At 35.2% G+C, this 15,559-nt stretch carries 11 protein-coding genes and 1 pseudogene; 6 read left to right on the top strand and 6 right to left on the bottom strand.

The window, feature by feature from the left end:
* Window positions 1–255 precede the first annotated feature (255 nt).
* Both C1A40_RS00335 and C1A40_RS00330 read left to right on the top strand, forming a co-directional pair.
* Window positions 256–3,312: a SusC/RagA family TonB-linked outer membrane protein gene (locus C1A40_RS00335; protein WP_102994148.1), complete on the top strand. Its 3,057-nt coding sequence runs from the start codon at window positions 256–258 to the stop codon at window positions 3,310–3,312.
* A 20-nt stretch (window positions 3,313–3,332) separates the two neighbouring features.
* On the top strand, window positions 3,333–4,901 hold the full coding sequence (locus tag C1A40_RS00330) for a RagB/SusD family nutrient uptake outer membrane protein (protein WP_102994147.1): 1,569 nt from the start codon (window positions 3,333–3,335) through the stop codon (window positions 4,899–4,901).
* A 95-nt stretch (window positions 4,902–4,996) separates the two neighbouring features.
* On the opposite strand, the gene deoD is transcribed toward C1A40_RS00330, so the two are convergent.
* The 4 genes from deoD to clpB all read right to left on the bottom strand — a co-directional run bounded on the left by deoD (window position 4,997) and on the right by clpB (window position 10,220).
* Entirely contained in the window at window positions 4,997–5,695 is a 699-nt protein-coding gene (gene deoD / locus C1A40_RS00325) for a purine-nucleoside phosphorylase (protein WP_102994146.1), read from the bottom strand.
* A gap of 11 nt (window positions 5,696–5,706) precedes the next feature.
* A complete protein-coding gene (gene deoC / locus C1A40_RS00320; protein WP_102994145.1) occupies window positions 5,707–6,372 on the bottom strand; it encodes a deoxyribose-phosphate aldolase in 666 nt (221 codons plus the stop codon).
* 133 nt (window positions 6,373–6,505) lie between these two features.
* The gene (gene deoC / locus C1A40_RS00315; protein ID WP_102994144.1) at window positions 6,506–7,264 is read right to left on the bottom strand and encodes a deoxyribose-phosphate aldolase; all 759 of its coding nucleotides are present in this window, start codon (window positions 7,262–7,264) and stop codon (window positions 6,506–6,508) included.
* A gap of 349 nt (window positions 7,265–7,613) precedes the next feature.
* Window positions 7,614–10,220, bottom strand: coding sequence for an ATP-dependent chaperone ClpB (clpB, locus tag C1A40_RS00310; RefSeq protein ID WP_102994143.1), 2,607 nt, complete (start codon window positions 10,218–10,220; stop codon window positions 7,614–7,616).
* A 240-nt stretch (window positions 10,221–10,460) separates the two neighbouring features.
* Between clpB and ytxJ the strand changes: the two genes are divergently transcribed.
* From ytxJ to C1A40_RS00295, 3 genes are all read left to right on the top strand, one after another.
* Window positions 10,461–10,856, top strand: a complete 396-nt coding sequence (ytxJ, locus tag C1A40_RS00305) for a bacillithiol system redox-active protein YtxJ (protein WP_102994142.1) — start codon at window positions 10,461–10,463, stop codon at window positions 10,854–10,856.
* Between the two features lie 9 nt (window positions 10,857–10,865).
* Window positions 10,866–11,282: a gamma-glutamylcyclotransferase family protein gene (locus C1A40_RS00300; protein ID WP_102994141.1), complete on the top strand. Its 417-nt coding sequence runs from the start codon at window positions 10,866–10,868 to the stop codon at window positions 11,280–11,282.
* Between the two features lie 92 nt (window positions 11,283–11,374).
* Window positions 11,375–12,109 carry an ion transporter gene (locus C1A40_RS00295; RefSeq protein WP_102994140.1) on the top strand — a complete coding sequence of 245 codons (735 nt, stop codon included), beginning with the start codon at window positions 11,375–11,377 and terminating at the stop codon, window positions 12,107–12,109.
* A 100-nt stretch (window positions 12,110–12,209) separates the two neighbouring features.
* Here the strand turns inward: C1A40_RS00295 and fahA are convergent, their stop codons facing one another.
* Window positions 12,210–13,505: a fumarylacetoacetase gene (fahA, locus tag C1A40_RS00290; protein ID WP_102994139.1), complete on the bottom strand. Its 1,296-nt coding sequence runs from the start codon at window positions 13,503–13,505 to the stop codon at window positions 12,210–12,212.
* Between the two features lie 199 nt (window positions 13,506–13,704).
* Here fahA and glyA point away from each other — a divergent pair, with 199 nt between their 5' ends.
* Window positions 13,705–14,976, top strand: coding sequence for a serine hydroxymethyltransferase (gene glyA, locus C1A40_RS00285; RefSeq protein WP_102994138.1), 1,272 nt, complete (start codon window positions 13,705–13,707; stop codon window positions 14,974–14,976).
* A gap of 124 nt (window positions 14,977–15,100) precedes the next feature.
* On the opposite strand, the pseudogene C1A40_RS00280 reads toward glyA, so the two are convergent.
* Window positions 15,101–15,493, bottom strand: a pseudogene (locus C1A40_RS00280) (flavodoxin family protein); the annotation flags it as partial.
* Window positions 15,494–15,559 lie beyond the last annotated feature (66 nt).

Here is a 15,559-nt window from a genome sequence, read left to right as displayed (position 1 = left end):
CTATTTTTATTTGATTCAGACAGTGAGGGACTCTCTAGGCATGAATGGCTTAACCTTACTATGATGATGGGAAAAAAGCCTCCTGTTTATTGTTATATCAGGATTTTTTAGAGTTGATTTTCAGATTTCTTTAAATTTCATTGTGATTTTAACATTATAATAACATATATTAGCATCGCCAAATTGGTGCACCAGTTTAAATAACCAGATTGGTTTACCATAGCTAAGTAATTTATTAACAAAAAAAATTAACAAATGAATTTAAAAACTAAACTAGCTTTAATGTTAATGATGATATTTAATATATCATTGTTCGCACAGGACGGATATCAGGTGTCCGGTACTGTAACAGATGAGAACAACACGCCCATTCCTGGTATCAATGTTATCATTGCTAAAACAACAACAGGAACAGCAACAGATTTTGATGGAGGGTTTCAATTAGAGGTGAAGCCAGGAGATGTACTTCAATTTTCTTATATTGGATATGTTTCACAAAGTGTTAAAATTACAGGTCAAAAAACAATTAGTGTTGTAATGGCTGAAGACACGAGTCAACTTGATGAAGTTGTCGTTGTTGGGTATGGTGCTCGTAAAAAGAGTGATGTAACAGGATCTGTTTCTTCGGTAAAATCTGAAGAATTAACAGCATTCCCTGTATTAGATGCTTCGCAAGCCTTACAAGGTCGTGCAGCGGGTGTTGACGTACAAACAAACAATGGTGGTGAGCCAGGTGCGCCTATCAGTATTAAAATTAGAGGTAACACTTCTATCAATGCTAGTAGTAACCCACTTATTGTTGTTGATGGTTTCGTAGGTGCAAACATGCCTCAAGCTGGAGATATCGAGTCTATGCAAGTATTAAAAGATGCTTCTGCAACAGCAATCTACGGTTCTCAAGGTGCGAACGGTGTTATCATGATTACGACTAAAAAAGGTAAGAGTGGAAGATTAACTGTAGAATTAAACTCGACGTACTCAGTTCAAAATACATCTAACCGTTTAGATTTATTAAATGCTGATGATTTTGCAGATTACCAAAATCAAATTAGAGTAAATCAAGGAAACTCTAACGCGTATGTACAAGATGCTTATGATACCGATTGGCAAGATATGATTTACAGAACAGGTGGAACAGCTAACCATCAGTTATCTTTTTCAGGTGGTACAGATAAAGCTCAGTTTTACGCTTCTGGTACTTACTATAACCAAGATGGTATTTTAGTAAACTCTGGTTACGAAAGAGTTACTTTCTTAACGAATGTTGATGCTCAGGTAACAGACAAGCTTAAGTTAGGTGTGAACTTAACAGGAGGTTTAAGTCAAAAAAGTGGTGTAACAACACAATCTAACGGATCGGTTACTGTAGGTGGTGACGACGTTGTAACTTTAGCCATGCGTTTTGCTCCAGATAAAGGCGTATATAATAGTGATGGATCTTTTTCAACCAACGATAAAATTGGTGATGAAGTAGATAATCCATATGCTGTAGCTACTCAAAGAGATGATGATACAGAAATTGAAAACTTTAGAGCCAATATTTTTGCTGAATACCAAATTATCGATGGTTTAACTTTTAAAACAACCTTTGGTTTAAGCTCTAGAAATCAATTTAGAGGAATTTATATGCCTAGAACTTTAACCGTAACTGCTGGTAACGGATTAGACGGTAGAGCGATTATCGATCAAACTAAAATGAGATCGGTTTTAAGTGAAAGTTACTTAACTTATAATAAAGAAATTGGAAAAGGAACTTTAACATTATTAGGAGGTTTTTCTTATCAAAATACTCAAAATAATGCGACCTATAATGAAGGTACAGGTACACTTTCTGATTCTTTTTCTTACTATGGTTTATATTCTGCTAGAAACTTAATTCAACCAACTGTTGGTGATATTTATGAGAATGAAAGAGAAATTCAATCGGTATTTGGTAGAATTAACTACGATTTAAACGATAAGTATTTATTTACAGCTACAGTAAGACGCGATGGTGCTTCAAACTTTGCTAAAAATGAAAAGTATGCAACATTCCCTTCAGGAGCTATTGGTTGGAAAGTTTCTAACGAAAACTTCTTAAAAGATAGTAATACCATTTCTAACTTAAAACTTAGAGCAAGTTATGGTGCTACAGGTAACCCATCAATTGCGCCTTACCAGTCTTTAGCGCTTTCTGAAATTATTTACGCATCAAGTGGAGGAAGTACTGTTTCTGCAATTACACCTTTCCAACCTGCTAACCCAGACTTAAAATGGGAAACGTCTATTCAATCAAACTTTGGTCTTGATTTAGGATTGTTGAATAACAGAATAACACTTTCTTTAGATTACTATAATATTGATACTAAAGATCTTATTATGGCTGATAGTGGAATGCCTCAATACTTAGGTTTTGGTAACGATCAAATCTTAAAGAATGTTGGAGAAATTAACAACACTGGTGTTGAAGTGTTCTTAACTACTAGGAATATTGTGAAAGATGATTTTTCTTGGACTTCAGATTTTGTATTCTCTAAAAACAAAAATACAGTAACAAAATTGAATAAAGGTCTTGATATTTTTGGTAATGGAGCGCCAAGTTATTTTAGTGTAAATAACACTTATATTTTACGTGAAGGTGAAGAAGTAGGTCTTTTCTGGGGTTACGAATATGCAGGAGTTTACCAAGGTGGAGCTTTACCAGATGGTACAGTAGCTGTACCAGGAGCTGTAGCAGGAGATCCTTTATTTGTTGATTATGACGAAAGTGGTGATTTCTCAACTGGAGATAGAAAAGTTATTGGTAATCCAAACCCAGATTTCACATGGGGATTCACAAACAACTTTACATTTAAAAACTGGGATTTAAACATTTTCTTCCAAGGGTCGCAAGGTGGTGAAATCTTTAATATGACTAAAGTTCAACTTAATAATGGTGATTCTAACACAACTTACGATTATTATAACAACGCTTGGTCATCTACAAACACAGGTTCTAATCAACCACGTGTAGGTAACAACAGTTCTAGAGAAATGTCATCTCGTTTTGTTGAAGATGGAAGCTATATCAGATTGAAAAACTTAGCCCTTGGTTATAACCTTCCTGCTAAAGTTTTAGATAATATCGGTATTGAGCGATTAAGACTATCTGTAAGTGGTCAAAATTTATTAACATTTACTGATTACTCAGGTTTAGATCCAGAAGTAAGTTATTTTGGTGCACAAGGTGGTGCTAACGGTAACAACTTAGCAAGTAACACGACTAGAGGTTTCGATTTTGGATCTTATCCAACCGTGAGATCGTTTACTTTCGGTCTTAACTTAACATTTTAAGAATAAAAAAAACAGACAACATGAAAAAAAATAAATATATATTAATATTGTTATTGTTGGTAGTAGGTCTACCAATGGTAGGATGCTCTGATTTAGAAGAAGAGCCAGTAGGATTGTTATCTCCAGATGGATTCTTTTCTACGACTCAAGATATCCAAACGGCTGTTAACGGAGCGTTAACCCATGCGATTAATGAGGAAATTTGGGGAAGAAAGCTTTCTATCTCTTTATTATTGCGTTCAGATATGGTTAATTTACAATCTTCTCAACAGCATAGGGTAGAGATGGACATGCACTCTATTACTGGAGATAATGAAATGGTTTACGATCCATGGTATAGAATCTATAAAGGAATCGCGGCAGCTAATAATGCAATTGCTGGTGCTGATGATGTAAATGAGCCAGCTGATATTAAAAATCCAGTTGTAGCGCAAGCTTATTTTGCACGTGCATTTTACTACTTTCATTTAGTACGTTTATTTGGATCTGTTCCATATATTGATGCTCCTATCGAAGATGTGGAAGTTGCTAGTACAATTTCTTGTTCTTCAGTATCTGATATTTATGCTCATATTATTTCTGATTTAGAATATGCTGAAAAATGGTTACCTGTAAGTCACAGTGTTCCTCAAGGTGCAGCTGCTATACCTACTAAAGGTGCAGCGAGTTCTTACTTAGCTTTGGTATATTTAACAAGAGCAACGACTGATTTAGCTGGTGGTAGTTCAGCCGATTTTACTACAGCTTACAACTATGCTAAAAAAGTTATAAACAGTGGTGTTTATAGATTAGATGATAATTTCCAAACCTTGTTTAATGCAAATGATATCGATACTTCTCCAGAGCCTATTTTCGCATTGGATTATAATAATGTAGAAGCTGATGATAATGCTTACGATCAAACATCGCCAATGACTGGTATTAGAAGTGATGACGATGATCAAGGTTGGTCGGTTGCTGTTCCTGTAATGGCTGTATATGATTCTTTTGATCCTGAAGATTATAGAAGACGAGTAAGTTTCCAAACCGAAGTTACTATTAGAGGTACTACAGTTGATTATACTCAATTTGATATTAGTGGTCATGAGCATGCTGGTAACATGCCTTATATTGCAAAATATTCGCGTTTCCCTGGGCCTTACGCTCGTGGTAATAAAAGAGCAACTAGTCATAACTATTCTATGATTCGTTATGCTGAAGTGTTACTAATCGCGGCTGAATGTGCTGTTGAAACTGGTGATAGTGCTGCTGCTTTAATGTATATAAACCAAGTGAGAGCAAGAGCTCGTAAAGGTGGTGCTTCTACCAATGGTGGATATGTTGCTGAAACGGTACCTGCAAGTGCTGTACCTGCAGATTTAACAGGAACAGTTACTATTGCTGATGTATTAGAAGAGCGTAGAATCGAACTTGCTTTTGAAGGCAAAAGATGGTACGACATCAAAAGAAGAAAGTTAGGTGATGCTGTTTTCGGACCATCAGGTTACGAAGGTTCTAAGCCAGATTGGAATGCTGCAGTAGATTATGATACTCCAATTCCACAAGATGAAATTCAAAGAAATTCAAACTTAAAGAATGCTGATTTCTAAGTTTTAGTTTTTATAATATCTCTTTGTAAAAAAGACCGATCTAACATCTAGATCGGTCTTTTTTTATACCCTTATTTTAAATCAAACATTTTGGTTTATGCAAGTTCTAAAGCAATATCAATCATATCTTTAAAGGTTGTTTCTCTTTCTAAACTTGTGGTGCGCTCTCCTGTAACTAAGGAATCAGAAATGGTTAAAATAGAAAGTGCCTTAACATGGTGTTTTGCGGCTACAGTATACAATCCAGCGGTTTCCATCTCTACACAAAGCACACCAAATTTGGACCATTTTTTAAACGATTTAAAATCGTCGGCATAAAACTCATCTGAACTAAAAATATTACCTGCTTTTATTGGTATGTTCTTTGTTTCAGCAGCTTTTAGTGCCTTTTTAAATAAATCAAAATCTGCAGTAGGTGCGTAATCAGCCCCGTTAAATCGGATTTCGTTTAAACCTGAGTTGGATGATGCAGCCATGGCTAAAACAATATCTCTAATTTTTACATCCTCCTGATAGGACCCAGCACTGCCCACACGAATCAAATTTTTTACATCATATTCGGTAATAAGTTCGTGGGCGTAAATGGAAATGGAAGGGATACCCATACCAGTTCCCATAACAGAAACCCTCTTACCGTTATAGGTTCCAGTATAACCAAACATGTTTCTTACTTTATTAAAACAAACAGGATTTTCTAAAAAAGTTTCCGCAATCCATTTGGCGCGTAAAGGATCGCCCGGGAGCAATATGGTTTCTGCGATATCTCCTTTTTGGGCTTCAATATGAACACTCATACATTTATTATTTAATAATTAGAATTTGATGTGGTGCCGTTTACAATGGCGATTCCAGACGAGGTACCTAAGCGTTTTACACCTAGATTAATGTAATGTAAGGCGGTTTCTGCGTCTCGAATACCTCCTGAAGCTTTAATTTTAGTATCCTTAGTACAAGCACTTTTCATAATTTTAATATCATTGGTGCTGGCGCCACGTGTGCCAAAACCTGTAGAAGTTTTAATAAAATCGGCTCCTGCTTTTATAGCAATTTCACTAGCTTTTAAAATTTCCGAGTCTTCTAAATAACAGGTTTCTAGAATTACCTTTAAAACCTGGTGGGGCATGATATGTTTTATAGCGGCAATGTCGTGTTCTACGGCTTGGTAATCTTTACTTTTTAAGAGTCCGATATTGATAACCATATCAATTTCGTCGGCCCCGTCTTTTAAAGCGCTCTGTGTTTCGGCAACTTTAGCTTCTGTACTCATGGCTCCTAGAGGAAATCCTACCACCGAACATACTTTAACCTTGGAGTTGTTTAAAGCTTTTTTAGCGGTTGAAACAAAAGAACTGTTTACACAAACTGAGAAAAAATCATATTTTTCGGCTTCTTTGCAGAGAGTAATGATATCTTCTTTTGTAGCGGTTGCCTTTAATAAAGTGTGATCAATATATGGGCTAAATGGATTCATATGTTAATAAATTTATAACTATTTGTTCTACATAGGGTTATAAAACCCCTTTAACAGTTATAAAGGTATTAACATTTTTCTATTTAACCTCATTAGGCGGTTAAATAGAACAGATTTGTTTAAATAGTCTGGTTTAAAATTTGCTGTAAGCGTTTGCTTCCTTGGTGGTGTCAGAATTAATGGATTCCGATTTTTTAGCGGCAGACTCTAAGTATTGTTTGTAGATTTTGCTATTCCTTTGTTGGCGACTGTTTTTGTTTAAGCCCTTAAAAGCGGGAGTAATCCCTAGGCGATCGGCACCAACTTCAAGGTATTTTACAGCCGACTCATAATCAAGTATATCACCAGAAGCTTTAATTTGAGCTGCGTCTTTAATGGTTTTTTTAATGATTTTTATTGCTGTTAGTGTAGCACCGCTTTTTGAAAACCCAGTAGATGTTTCTATAAAATCGGCCTTAGCATCGATGCAGATTTCACTAATCTTAACAATTTCATTTTTGTTTAATTCTGAAATCTCTATTATGACTTTAAGTGGAATATTACCAATAGCCATTTTTACGTCGCTAATATCTTTTAATACCGAAACATAATTTTTACTCTTCACATAACCTAAGTTTACAACCATGCCTATTTCTTCAGCACCATCTAAAATGGCTTGTTTTGCCTCGTAGATTTTAGATTTAGTCGTAGCACAACCCATCGGAAAACCAACAACAGTAGTTACTTTAATTTCTGTATCCTGTAGAAATTGTTTCGCCAATGATACGTACGAACCGTTTACACAAATGCTAAAACAATTATTTTCTCTTGCTTTATTGCATAAGTCGATAATTTCACGTTCTGTACTTGTCGATTCTAGGAGGGTGTAATCCAGGTAAGGTGAAATGTTCATGAAGCTGATAATTAGGTTTTTACTGTGAGTTTTTCATTAAAACAATAAAGTTTTTGTAGAAAAAAGCCCATTTATAGAGTTAATTATTAAGGCTAAACTAGAAATAAAAGGGGGTTTTTACTTAAAATACTTAGTTTTTTAGATTAACGGTAGGGTATTTGTGTAAATTGTAGAAAACATAGTGTAAAATTTTATTTTTCAACTTTTTTTTACTAAATAATTATTAAATTATTTACAAAACGTTAAAAGCAACGAGAATATTATAATTATTCTCGTTGCTTTTTTATGTTTAATTAATTGTCTTTAAGGCTTTTGAGAGTGTATTTTGTTCTAAAAACTTATTTCTACCTTAAACTTCTTCATGTATTAAATCGCCTTGATTTCTAAAAACCAATTGCTCATCAAAGGCATCTAGTAGAATAATACTATCTGTAGTTACTTTTCCTGCTAGAATTTCTTTACTTAACGCATTTAAAACTTCTTTTTGAATGACGCGTTTCACGGGCCTAGCACCGTATTCTGGGTTGTATCCTTTTTCAGCTAAATAGTTAATGGCTTCAGCTGTTGCATCAAATGTTATGCCTTGTGATGCAATCATTTTGGTAACACTTTTAAGTTGTAATCCTACGATTTCTATAATATTTTCTTTACTCAAAGGCGTGAACATAATGGTGTCGTCAATACGGTTTAAAAACTCGGGTCTTACAGTTTGTTTTAATAAAGCCAGCACGTCAACCTTGGCACCTTCAATGGCGGTTTGAATGTCCTTGACGGCTTCAAATCGTTCTTGAATAATCTGACTTCCCATATTTGAAGTCATTATAATAATGGTGTTTTTAAAATCTGCAATGCGTCCCTTATTATCTGTTAAATGACCTTCATCTAATACTTGTAAAAGAATATTGAAGGTATCTGGGTGCGCTTTTTCAATTTCATCCAAAAGTACCACAGAATAAGGTTTACGTCTAACGGCTTCGGTTAATTGTCCGCCTTCATCATAACCAACATATCCTGGAGGTGCACCAACTAAGCGGCTTACAGCATGACGCTCTTGGTATTCACTCATATCAATTCTGGTCATCGCGTTTTCATCATCAAATAAATATTCCGCCAACGCTTTGGCCAATTCGGTTTTACCAACCCCTGTGGTTCCTAAAAATAGGAAGGTACCAATAGGTTTTTGCGGATTTTGTAAACCAGCACGACTTCTTCTTACGGCATCACTAACGGCTTCAATGGCTTCTTCTTGACCGACCACACGTTTGTGTAACTCTTGTTCAAGTTTAAGTAGCTTTTCACGTTCGCTTTGTAGCATTTTAGTAACAGGAATACCAGTCCATTTAGCAACCACTTCAGCAATGTCATCATAAGTTACTTCCTCTTTTATTAATGAGTTTTCTGCGTGCTCTTGTAATTTTTGCTGATACGTTTCAAGCTGCTCTTGGGCTTCTTTAATTTTACCGTAACGCAATTCGGCTACTTTACCGTAATCGCCTTCACGCTCGGCTTTTTCAGCTTCAAGCTTAAAATTTTCAATATTTTGTTTTGTGTTTTGGATGTTATCTACAACTTCCTTTTCACTTTTCCATTTGGCATTAATTTCATTTCTAGACTCCTTAAGATTTGCTAAATCGGCACGAAGTGATTTGAGTTTAACTTCGTCCTTTTCTCGCTTAATGGCTTCAATTTCAATTTCTAACTGCATGATTTTTCGATCTAAAACATCTAATTCTTCAGGTTTAGAGTTGATTTCCATGCGTAGTTTCGATGCCGCTTCATCCATTAAATCAATGGCTTTATCTGGAAGAAAACGGTTGGTGATGTATCTTGAAGACAACTCCACAGCACCAATAATAGCTTTGTCTTTTATACGAACCTTATGGTGTGTTTCATATTTTTCTTTAATACCTCTTAATATAGAAATAGCGCTTTCAGTGTCTGGCTCGTCCACCATTACTTTTTGAAAACGACGCTCTAAAGCCTTGTCTTTTTCAAAGTATTTTTGGTACTCATCCAAGGTGGTAGCACCAATAGCACGGAGTTCGCCACGGGCTAGTGCAGGCTTTAAAATGTTAGCTGCATCCATAGCGCCTTGTCCGCCACCGGCACCCACAAGGGTGTGTATTTCGTCAATAAATAATACGATATCACCATCACTAGTTGTTACCTCTTTAATTACGGCTTTTAGTCGTTCTTCAAATTCACCTTTATATTTAGCTCCAGCAATTAATGCGCCCATGTCTAAGGCGAAAATTTGTTTGTCTTTAAGGTTTTCTGGGATGTCGCCATCAATAATCCTATGCGCTAATCCTTCGGCAATAGCTGTTTTTCCTGTTCCAGGTTCACCTACTAGAATGGGGTTGTTTTTAGTTCTTCGCGATAAAATTTGAAGAATACGTCTAATTTCCTCATCACGACCAATAACAGGATCTAATTTGCCATCTTTAGCTAACTGATTTAAGTTTTTAGCATATTTGTTTAACGAATTATAAGTGTCTTCCTGACTTTGAGAAGTAACATTTTCGCCCTGACGTAATTCGTTAATGGCTGCTGTGAGACCTTTTTCGGTAACCCCTTGGTCTTTCAGCATTTGTGCGATTTTACTGTTGGATTTTAAAACAGCTAAGATTAAATGTTCTATAGAAACATAATCATCCTTCATTTTTTTAGCAATGATAGCTGCTTCATTTAAGGTTTTTCCAGCTTCGCGAGACAACATGAGTTCGCCGCCTGATACTTTTGAAAAACTTTCAATTTGTTTGTCTAAAGCTTGTTCAAGAATGGAAACATTTACATTTAATTTTTTTAATAAAAACGGAAGTACGTTTTCATCGACTTCAAAAATACCTTTAAATAGGTGTTCGTTTTCAATTTGTTGATGCCCGTAGCCTTGCGCGATTTGTTGCGCTTGCTGGATGGCTTCTTGCGATTTTATAGTATAATTATTCAAGTTCATGATATATTTTTTTTATTTCTTTCAATTCCGTGAAAACGGAAATCTTAATTATTTTACATTTACAAGCACATGAAGTCAATAATCTTACCAATAGGATATATCTGACAAAACGTCGGTTTTTACTTAGTTTCAACTGACTTTTTGTCTTTTGTAAGGATATGTAAAGATACCGACTTACTAGGCAACTAAAAATTAATCAAACGGTTTTCGCTTTTGCGGAATACTATAAAGTTATTGAAAATGAGTATATTAAACAAAATATTTGGTGCTTCTGATAGTAAGGTGAAAAATGAAGAAAAAGTTTTAGCATGGATTCCTTTAACAGATGTGTCGCAATTAGAAAGTATTAAAGAGAAGTCGAAAACCAAAACTCAGGTGATTTTTAAGCATTCTACCCGTTGCGGTATAAGTAAAATGGTGATGAAACAGTTTGTGAGTGCTTTCCAGCTTTCTGAAAATGATTTGGATTTGTATTACTTAGATTTGTTAAATTACCGAGAGGTCTCTAACGAAGTAGGATACCGGTTTCAGGTTTTGCACGAGTCTCCTCAATTATTAATTATTAAGAATGGTAACGTTGTTGCGCATGAATCGCATGGTGCTATTAATGGACTAGATCTATCGGCTTTCATTTAATTCTTTTTCATGCCAAAGTCCGAATACTTATTGGTTTACGGTACCTTGCAAAAGGAATCACAAAATAGTATGTCGAAGTATTTAGCGGCGCATGGGCAGTTTGTTGCAAGGGGGTGTTTTCAAGGAAAACTCTATCAAGTCTCTTGGTTTCCAGGGGCCGTTGTTAGTTCTAATATTTTAGAAAAAGTCTATGGCTCCATTTTTAAAATAGATACTTCTGAAAATGTTTTTAAAGTTTTAGATGCCTATGAAGGCATTGGTCGTGTTCCAAAGGCATCCGATTTGTTTAAAAGAGAAAGCGTTCATGCTATGCTAGATGATGGTACTACAATTGAAACTTGGGTGTATCTTTATAATCGTTCTGTAAACCATTTAAAACGTATTTCTTCTGGCGATTTTTTAAAGTTTTCTGATGAAGGGTTTTAGGGTGTTTCAAAATGAAATAGCCATGATTTTCTATGCAGTTTTAATTTTAATATGACATTTTTATGTAATATTATATCATAAAAAGATATTAAATGAGAAAAAAATTACGTGCACTGGTTGAAGATAATACTTCTAAGTACGGAAAAATATTTGATTATTTTATTCAGATTTTAATCCTTTTGTCGCTTATTTTGTTTGCTATAGAAACCTTGCCTGATAACTCCAGAAGCACCATTGTATTTATTGAAAGTTTCGAGATATTTTGTGTTCTTGTTTTTACTATAGAATATATATTACGCATTTATGTGGCTGAGCATAAATTGAAATATATTTTTAGTTTCTATGGAATTATTGATTTTCTCGCTATTTTTCCTTTTTACATTAGTAGAGTATGCGATTTACGGGCTTTGAGAGCGTTTCGTTTGTTTAGAATTTTTAGAGCATTAAAGTTAATTCGTTATAACAAAGCGCTTAACCGATTTCATATAGCGGCCAGAATTGTAAAGGAAGAAGTGATACTCTTTTTAATTGTAACTGGAATTTTTGTTTTTCTAGCTTCTGCGGGCATTTATTATTTTGAAAATGAAGCGCAACCCGAAGTGTTTTCTTCGGTGTTTCATAGTGCTTGGTGGGCTATTGTAACTTTAACAACTGTAGGGTATGGTGATGTTTATCCCATAACGGATGGTGGTAAAATATTCACCTTTTTTATACTTATTATTGGTGTTGGTATTGTAACGATTCCTGCAGGTTTGGTTGCCAGTGCTTTGTCTAAAGCGAGAGAGATTGAAGATGAAGAAAACCTTGAAAATTCAAAGCATAACTAAAAAGTTTCATAAAAATACCATCATAAAAAAAAGGTTATTTAAGCGCCTAACTGAATAGAAAACCTAAATAACCTCGAATTATATCCTAAAGAATGAATCTTTAGTGTGTTATTTTTTTCTTTTTGTAAATAGGAAGTAGTTTTGTTGAAACTTCGCCAAAACCAATACGTGTACCATCTTTTTCGCAAAAACCACGCATGATTACGGTGTCATTATCATTGATATATTTTCGGGTGCTACCATCCTTCATTTTTATTGGATTTTCTCCATTTTTGGTGAGTTCAAGCATCGATCCGAAACTGTCTTCTGTTGGGCCAGAAATCGTGCCACTACCCATGAGGTCCCCAGAATTTATCGGGCAGCCGTTTATGGTATGATGGGCCAATTGCTGTACCATATTCCAGTACATGTATTTGAAATTGGATTTACTAACCACGGTTTCTTTAGCGCCTTTTGGTTGAATAGCAACTTCCAAATTAATATCATAACTCTTTTTACCTTCGTATTTTAGGTATTCTAATTGTGGCTTAATGGGTTTCGGACTCTCAACACGGTAGGGTTCTAAAGCATCTAGAGTGACAATCCATGGCGATATGGAGGAAGCGAAATTTTTAGCTAAGAAAGGCCCTAATGGAATGTATTCCCATTTTTGAATGTCTCTGGCGCTCCAGTCGTTAAATAAAACCAATCCGAAAATGTATTCTTCAGCTTCTTTTATAGGTATTGGTTCTCCTAAATCATTAGCATCGGTCGTGATAAAGGCCATTTCTAATTCGAAATCTACCGCCTGACTCGGACCTAAAACAGGTTCTGTGGCGCCTTCTGGTAAGGTTTGTCCTTTTGGCCGGTGTACAGGAATTCCTGATGGGATAATAGAAGAACTTCTACCGTGATAGCCAATAGGAATGTGCAACCAATTAGGTAATAAAGCATGATCATGATCTCTAAACATTAACCCGACATTGGTAGCGTGTTCCATGCTGGAGTAAAAATCGGTATAATCGCCAATTTGAACTGGCAGTTGCATTTCAATTTCATCCAGCCTAAACAGGATGGTTTCCTTGTGTTTTGTATTGTTTTTTAGGGTATCGTTGTCTGCATCAAAAATTTGAGAAATTCGGTTTCTAACAGCACGCCATGTTTTTCTGCCATCGGCAATAAAATCATTTAATGAGTCTTGAAGAAAAATATCATCGGTTAAAGGAATATCTTCAAAATATCCTAATTGATGAAGCGCACCTAGATCTATAGCGGTATCGCCAATTCGAGTACCTATAGTTATAATGTCGTCTCGTGTTAAGAATACACCAAACGGAATATTTTGAATAGGGAAATCTGAATTTTTATCGACGTGTAACCACGATTTTCTATCTGGATTGTTAGCTGATAGTGGCATAACTTATGTTTTAAGAGTTATTGTATTCTTATCAAACCTACACATTTTTTTTATTTTAAAAGGAAAAATTGTATAAAATATATCTAAGCTTTAACAGTTAACAAAATGGTTGAAAATTTACAAGTTAATATTCTTTTTTTAATGTTTTTAACTAATCTATTTCCTATTTTTGCGCCATATTTAATCAGAATTTAATTTTATGCAACGCGACGAACAAATTTTTGAACTCATTGAAGCTGAAAAAGAACGCCAATTACATGGTATTGAACTTATTGCATCAGAAAACTTTGTAAGCCCACAAGTTATGGAAGCTGCAGGGTCTGTGCTTACTAATAAATACGCCGAAGGTTATCCTGGAAAGCGTTACTATGGTGGCTGTGAGGTTGTTGATGAAGTAGAGCAAATAGCGATTGATAGAGCAAAAGCATTATTTGGAGCCGAATACGTAAACGTACAACCGCACTCTGGAAGCCAGGCAAATACAGCGGTTTATCATGCTTGTTTAACGCCAGGTGATAAAATTTTAGGTTTTGATTTATCTCATGGTGGACACCTAACTCATGGTTCGCCAGTAAACTTTTCTGGAAAACTTTATAACCCTGTATTCTACGGTGTAGAACAAGAAACTGGGGTTTTAAACTATGATAAAATTCAAGAAATCGCGACTAAAGAGCAACCAAAATTAATTATTGCTGGTGCCTCTGCTTATTCTCGTGATATCGATTTTAAACGTTTTAGAGTCATTGCCGATAGTGTTGGAGCGATTTTAATGGCTGATATTTCACACCCAGCTGGTCTTATTGCTAAAGGTATTTTAAACGATCCGTTGCCACACTGTCATGTTGTAACGACGACTACACACAAGACCTTAAGAGGACCTAGAGGTGGTATGATTATGATGGGGCAAGATTTTGATAACCCATTTGGTATCAAACTTAAAAATGGAAGCTTACGTAAAATGTCTTCTTTATTGGATTCTGCGGTTTTCCCAGGAAACCAAGGTGGTCCATTAGAGCATATTATTGCTGCTAAAGCCATTGCTTTTGGTGAAGCTTTAACCGACGACTTTTTACATTACCAATTACAAGTGAAGCAAAATGCAGCGACTATGGCCGATGCCTTGGTTGCTAAAGGATACAACATCATATCTAATGGTACTGATAACCACTGTATGTTAATTGACTTACGTAACAAAAATTTATCGGGGAAAGATGCTGAACAAGCTCTTGTAAAAGCTGATATTACTGTGAATAAAAACATGGTGCCTTTTGATGATAAATCACCATTTGTTACTTCTGGAATCCGTTTGGGTGTTGCTGCGGTAACAACGCGTGGGTTAAAAGAGGATGATATGTTGGCTATAGTAGAATTGCTTGATGAAGTTATAACAAACTTTGAAGATGAAACCGTATTAGAAGCGGTTAAAGTAAAAGTAAACGACATGATGAAAGGGAAGCCTTTGTTCGTGTAATTTAATTTTTAATAAATCCTGAAAAATCCTGTTCAATTACTTTGAGCAGGATTTTTTGTTTTATGTAAGGTCCAGTTGATTTAATTTGAAAATGTTTTTTCTAGTAAAATCATTGGTAGCCATTTTATTTGCCTACAGTTTTAATGAAATTTTTAAGAATTAAATCGTTGGACGCCGTCGAAATCGTGTGCGCATGCCCAAGATAATTCATGCCTAAATATGTTGCTGTAGATTGAAATGGAAGCCAAAAATGCTCACCAAGGTTTTCGCCATACGAACTACTTATAATCGCCATGTTTTTTCCACGTAGCTTTTTGCCAAGTTCTTTCTCTATGGTTAATAAATCGGTTAGCCGATCGAAAAATACTTTCATGATGCCACTCATCGCATACCAATAAACGGGTGTGGCAAAAACGAGCGTGTCGTATTTTTCTAGGAGATCTCGAATTAAATATAGATAATCATCGCTTTGGTTGGTATGTGTGTAATCGAAGTAACCAATATTAAAATCATTAAGATCAACAAGATCTTAAGTGTCTACCTTTGTTGTGACGGTTTTATATAGAGTATAAACTATATTTGA

This window comes from Tamlana carrageenivorans (assembly GCF_002893765.1).
GTDB classification, from domain to species: domain Bacteria; phylum Bacteroidota; class Bacteroidia; order Flavobacteriales; family Flavobacteriaceae; genus Pseudotamlana; species Pseudotamlana carrageenivorans.
This window is presented reverse-complemented; position numbering and strand designations above follow the sequence as displayed.

Excerpts from the sequence above, each read along its gene's own strand:
- C1A40_RS00335 (WP_102994148.1), top strand. The coding sequence starts at position 256 with ATGAATTTAAAAACTAAACTAGCTTTAATGTTAATGATGATATTTAAT.
- deoC (WP_102994144.1), bottom strand. The coding sequence starts at position 7,264 with ATGAACATTTCACCTTACCTGGATTACACCCTCCTAGAATCGACAAGT.
- C1A40_RS00330 (WP_102994147.1), top strand. The coding sequence starts at position 3,333 with ATGAAAAAAAATAAATATATATTAATATTGTTATTGTTGGTAGTAGGT.
- deoC (WP_102994145.1), bottom strand. The coding sequence starts at position 6,372 with ATGAATCCATTTAGCCCATATATTGATCACACTTTATTAAAGGCAACC.
- clpB (WP_102994143.1), bottom strand. The coding sequence starts at position 10,220 with ATGAACTTGAATAATTATACTATAAAATCGCAAGAAGCCATCCAGCAA.
- C1A40_RS00300 (WP_102994141.1), top strand. The coding sequence starts at position 10,866 with ATGCCAAAGTCCGAATACTTATTGGTTTACGGTACCTTGCAAAAGGAA.
- glyA (WP_102994138.1), top strand. The coding sequence starts at position 13,705 with ATGCAACGCGACGAACAAATTTTTGAACTCATTGAAGCTGAAAAAGAA.
- deoD (WP_102994146.1), bottom strand. The coding sequence starts at position 5,695 with ATGAGTGTTCATATTGAAGCCCAAAAAGGAGATATCGCAGAAACCATA.
- fahA (WP_102994139.1), bottom strand. The coding sequence starts at position 13,505 with ATGCCACTATCAGCTAACAATCCAGATAGAAAATCGTGGTTACACGTC.
- C1A40_RS00295 (WP_102994140.1), top strand. The coding sequence starts at position 11,375 with ATGAGAAAAAAATTACGTGCACTGGTTGAAGATAATACTTCTAAGTAC.
- ytxJ (WP_102994142.1), top strand. The coding sequence starts at position 10,461 with ATGAGTATATTAAACAAAATATTTGGTGCTTCTGATAGTAAGGTGAAA.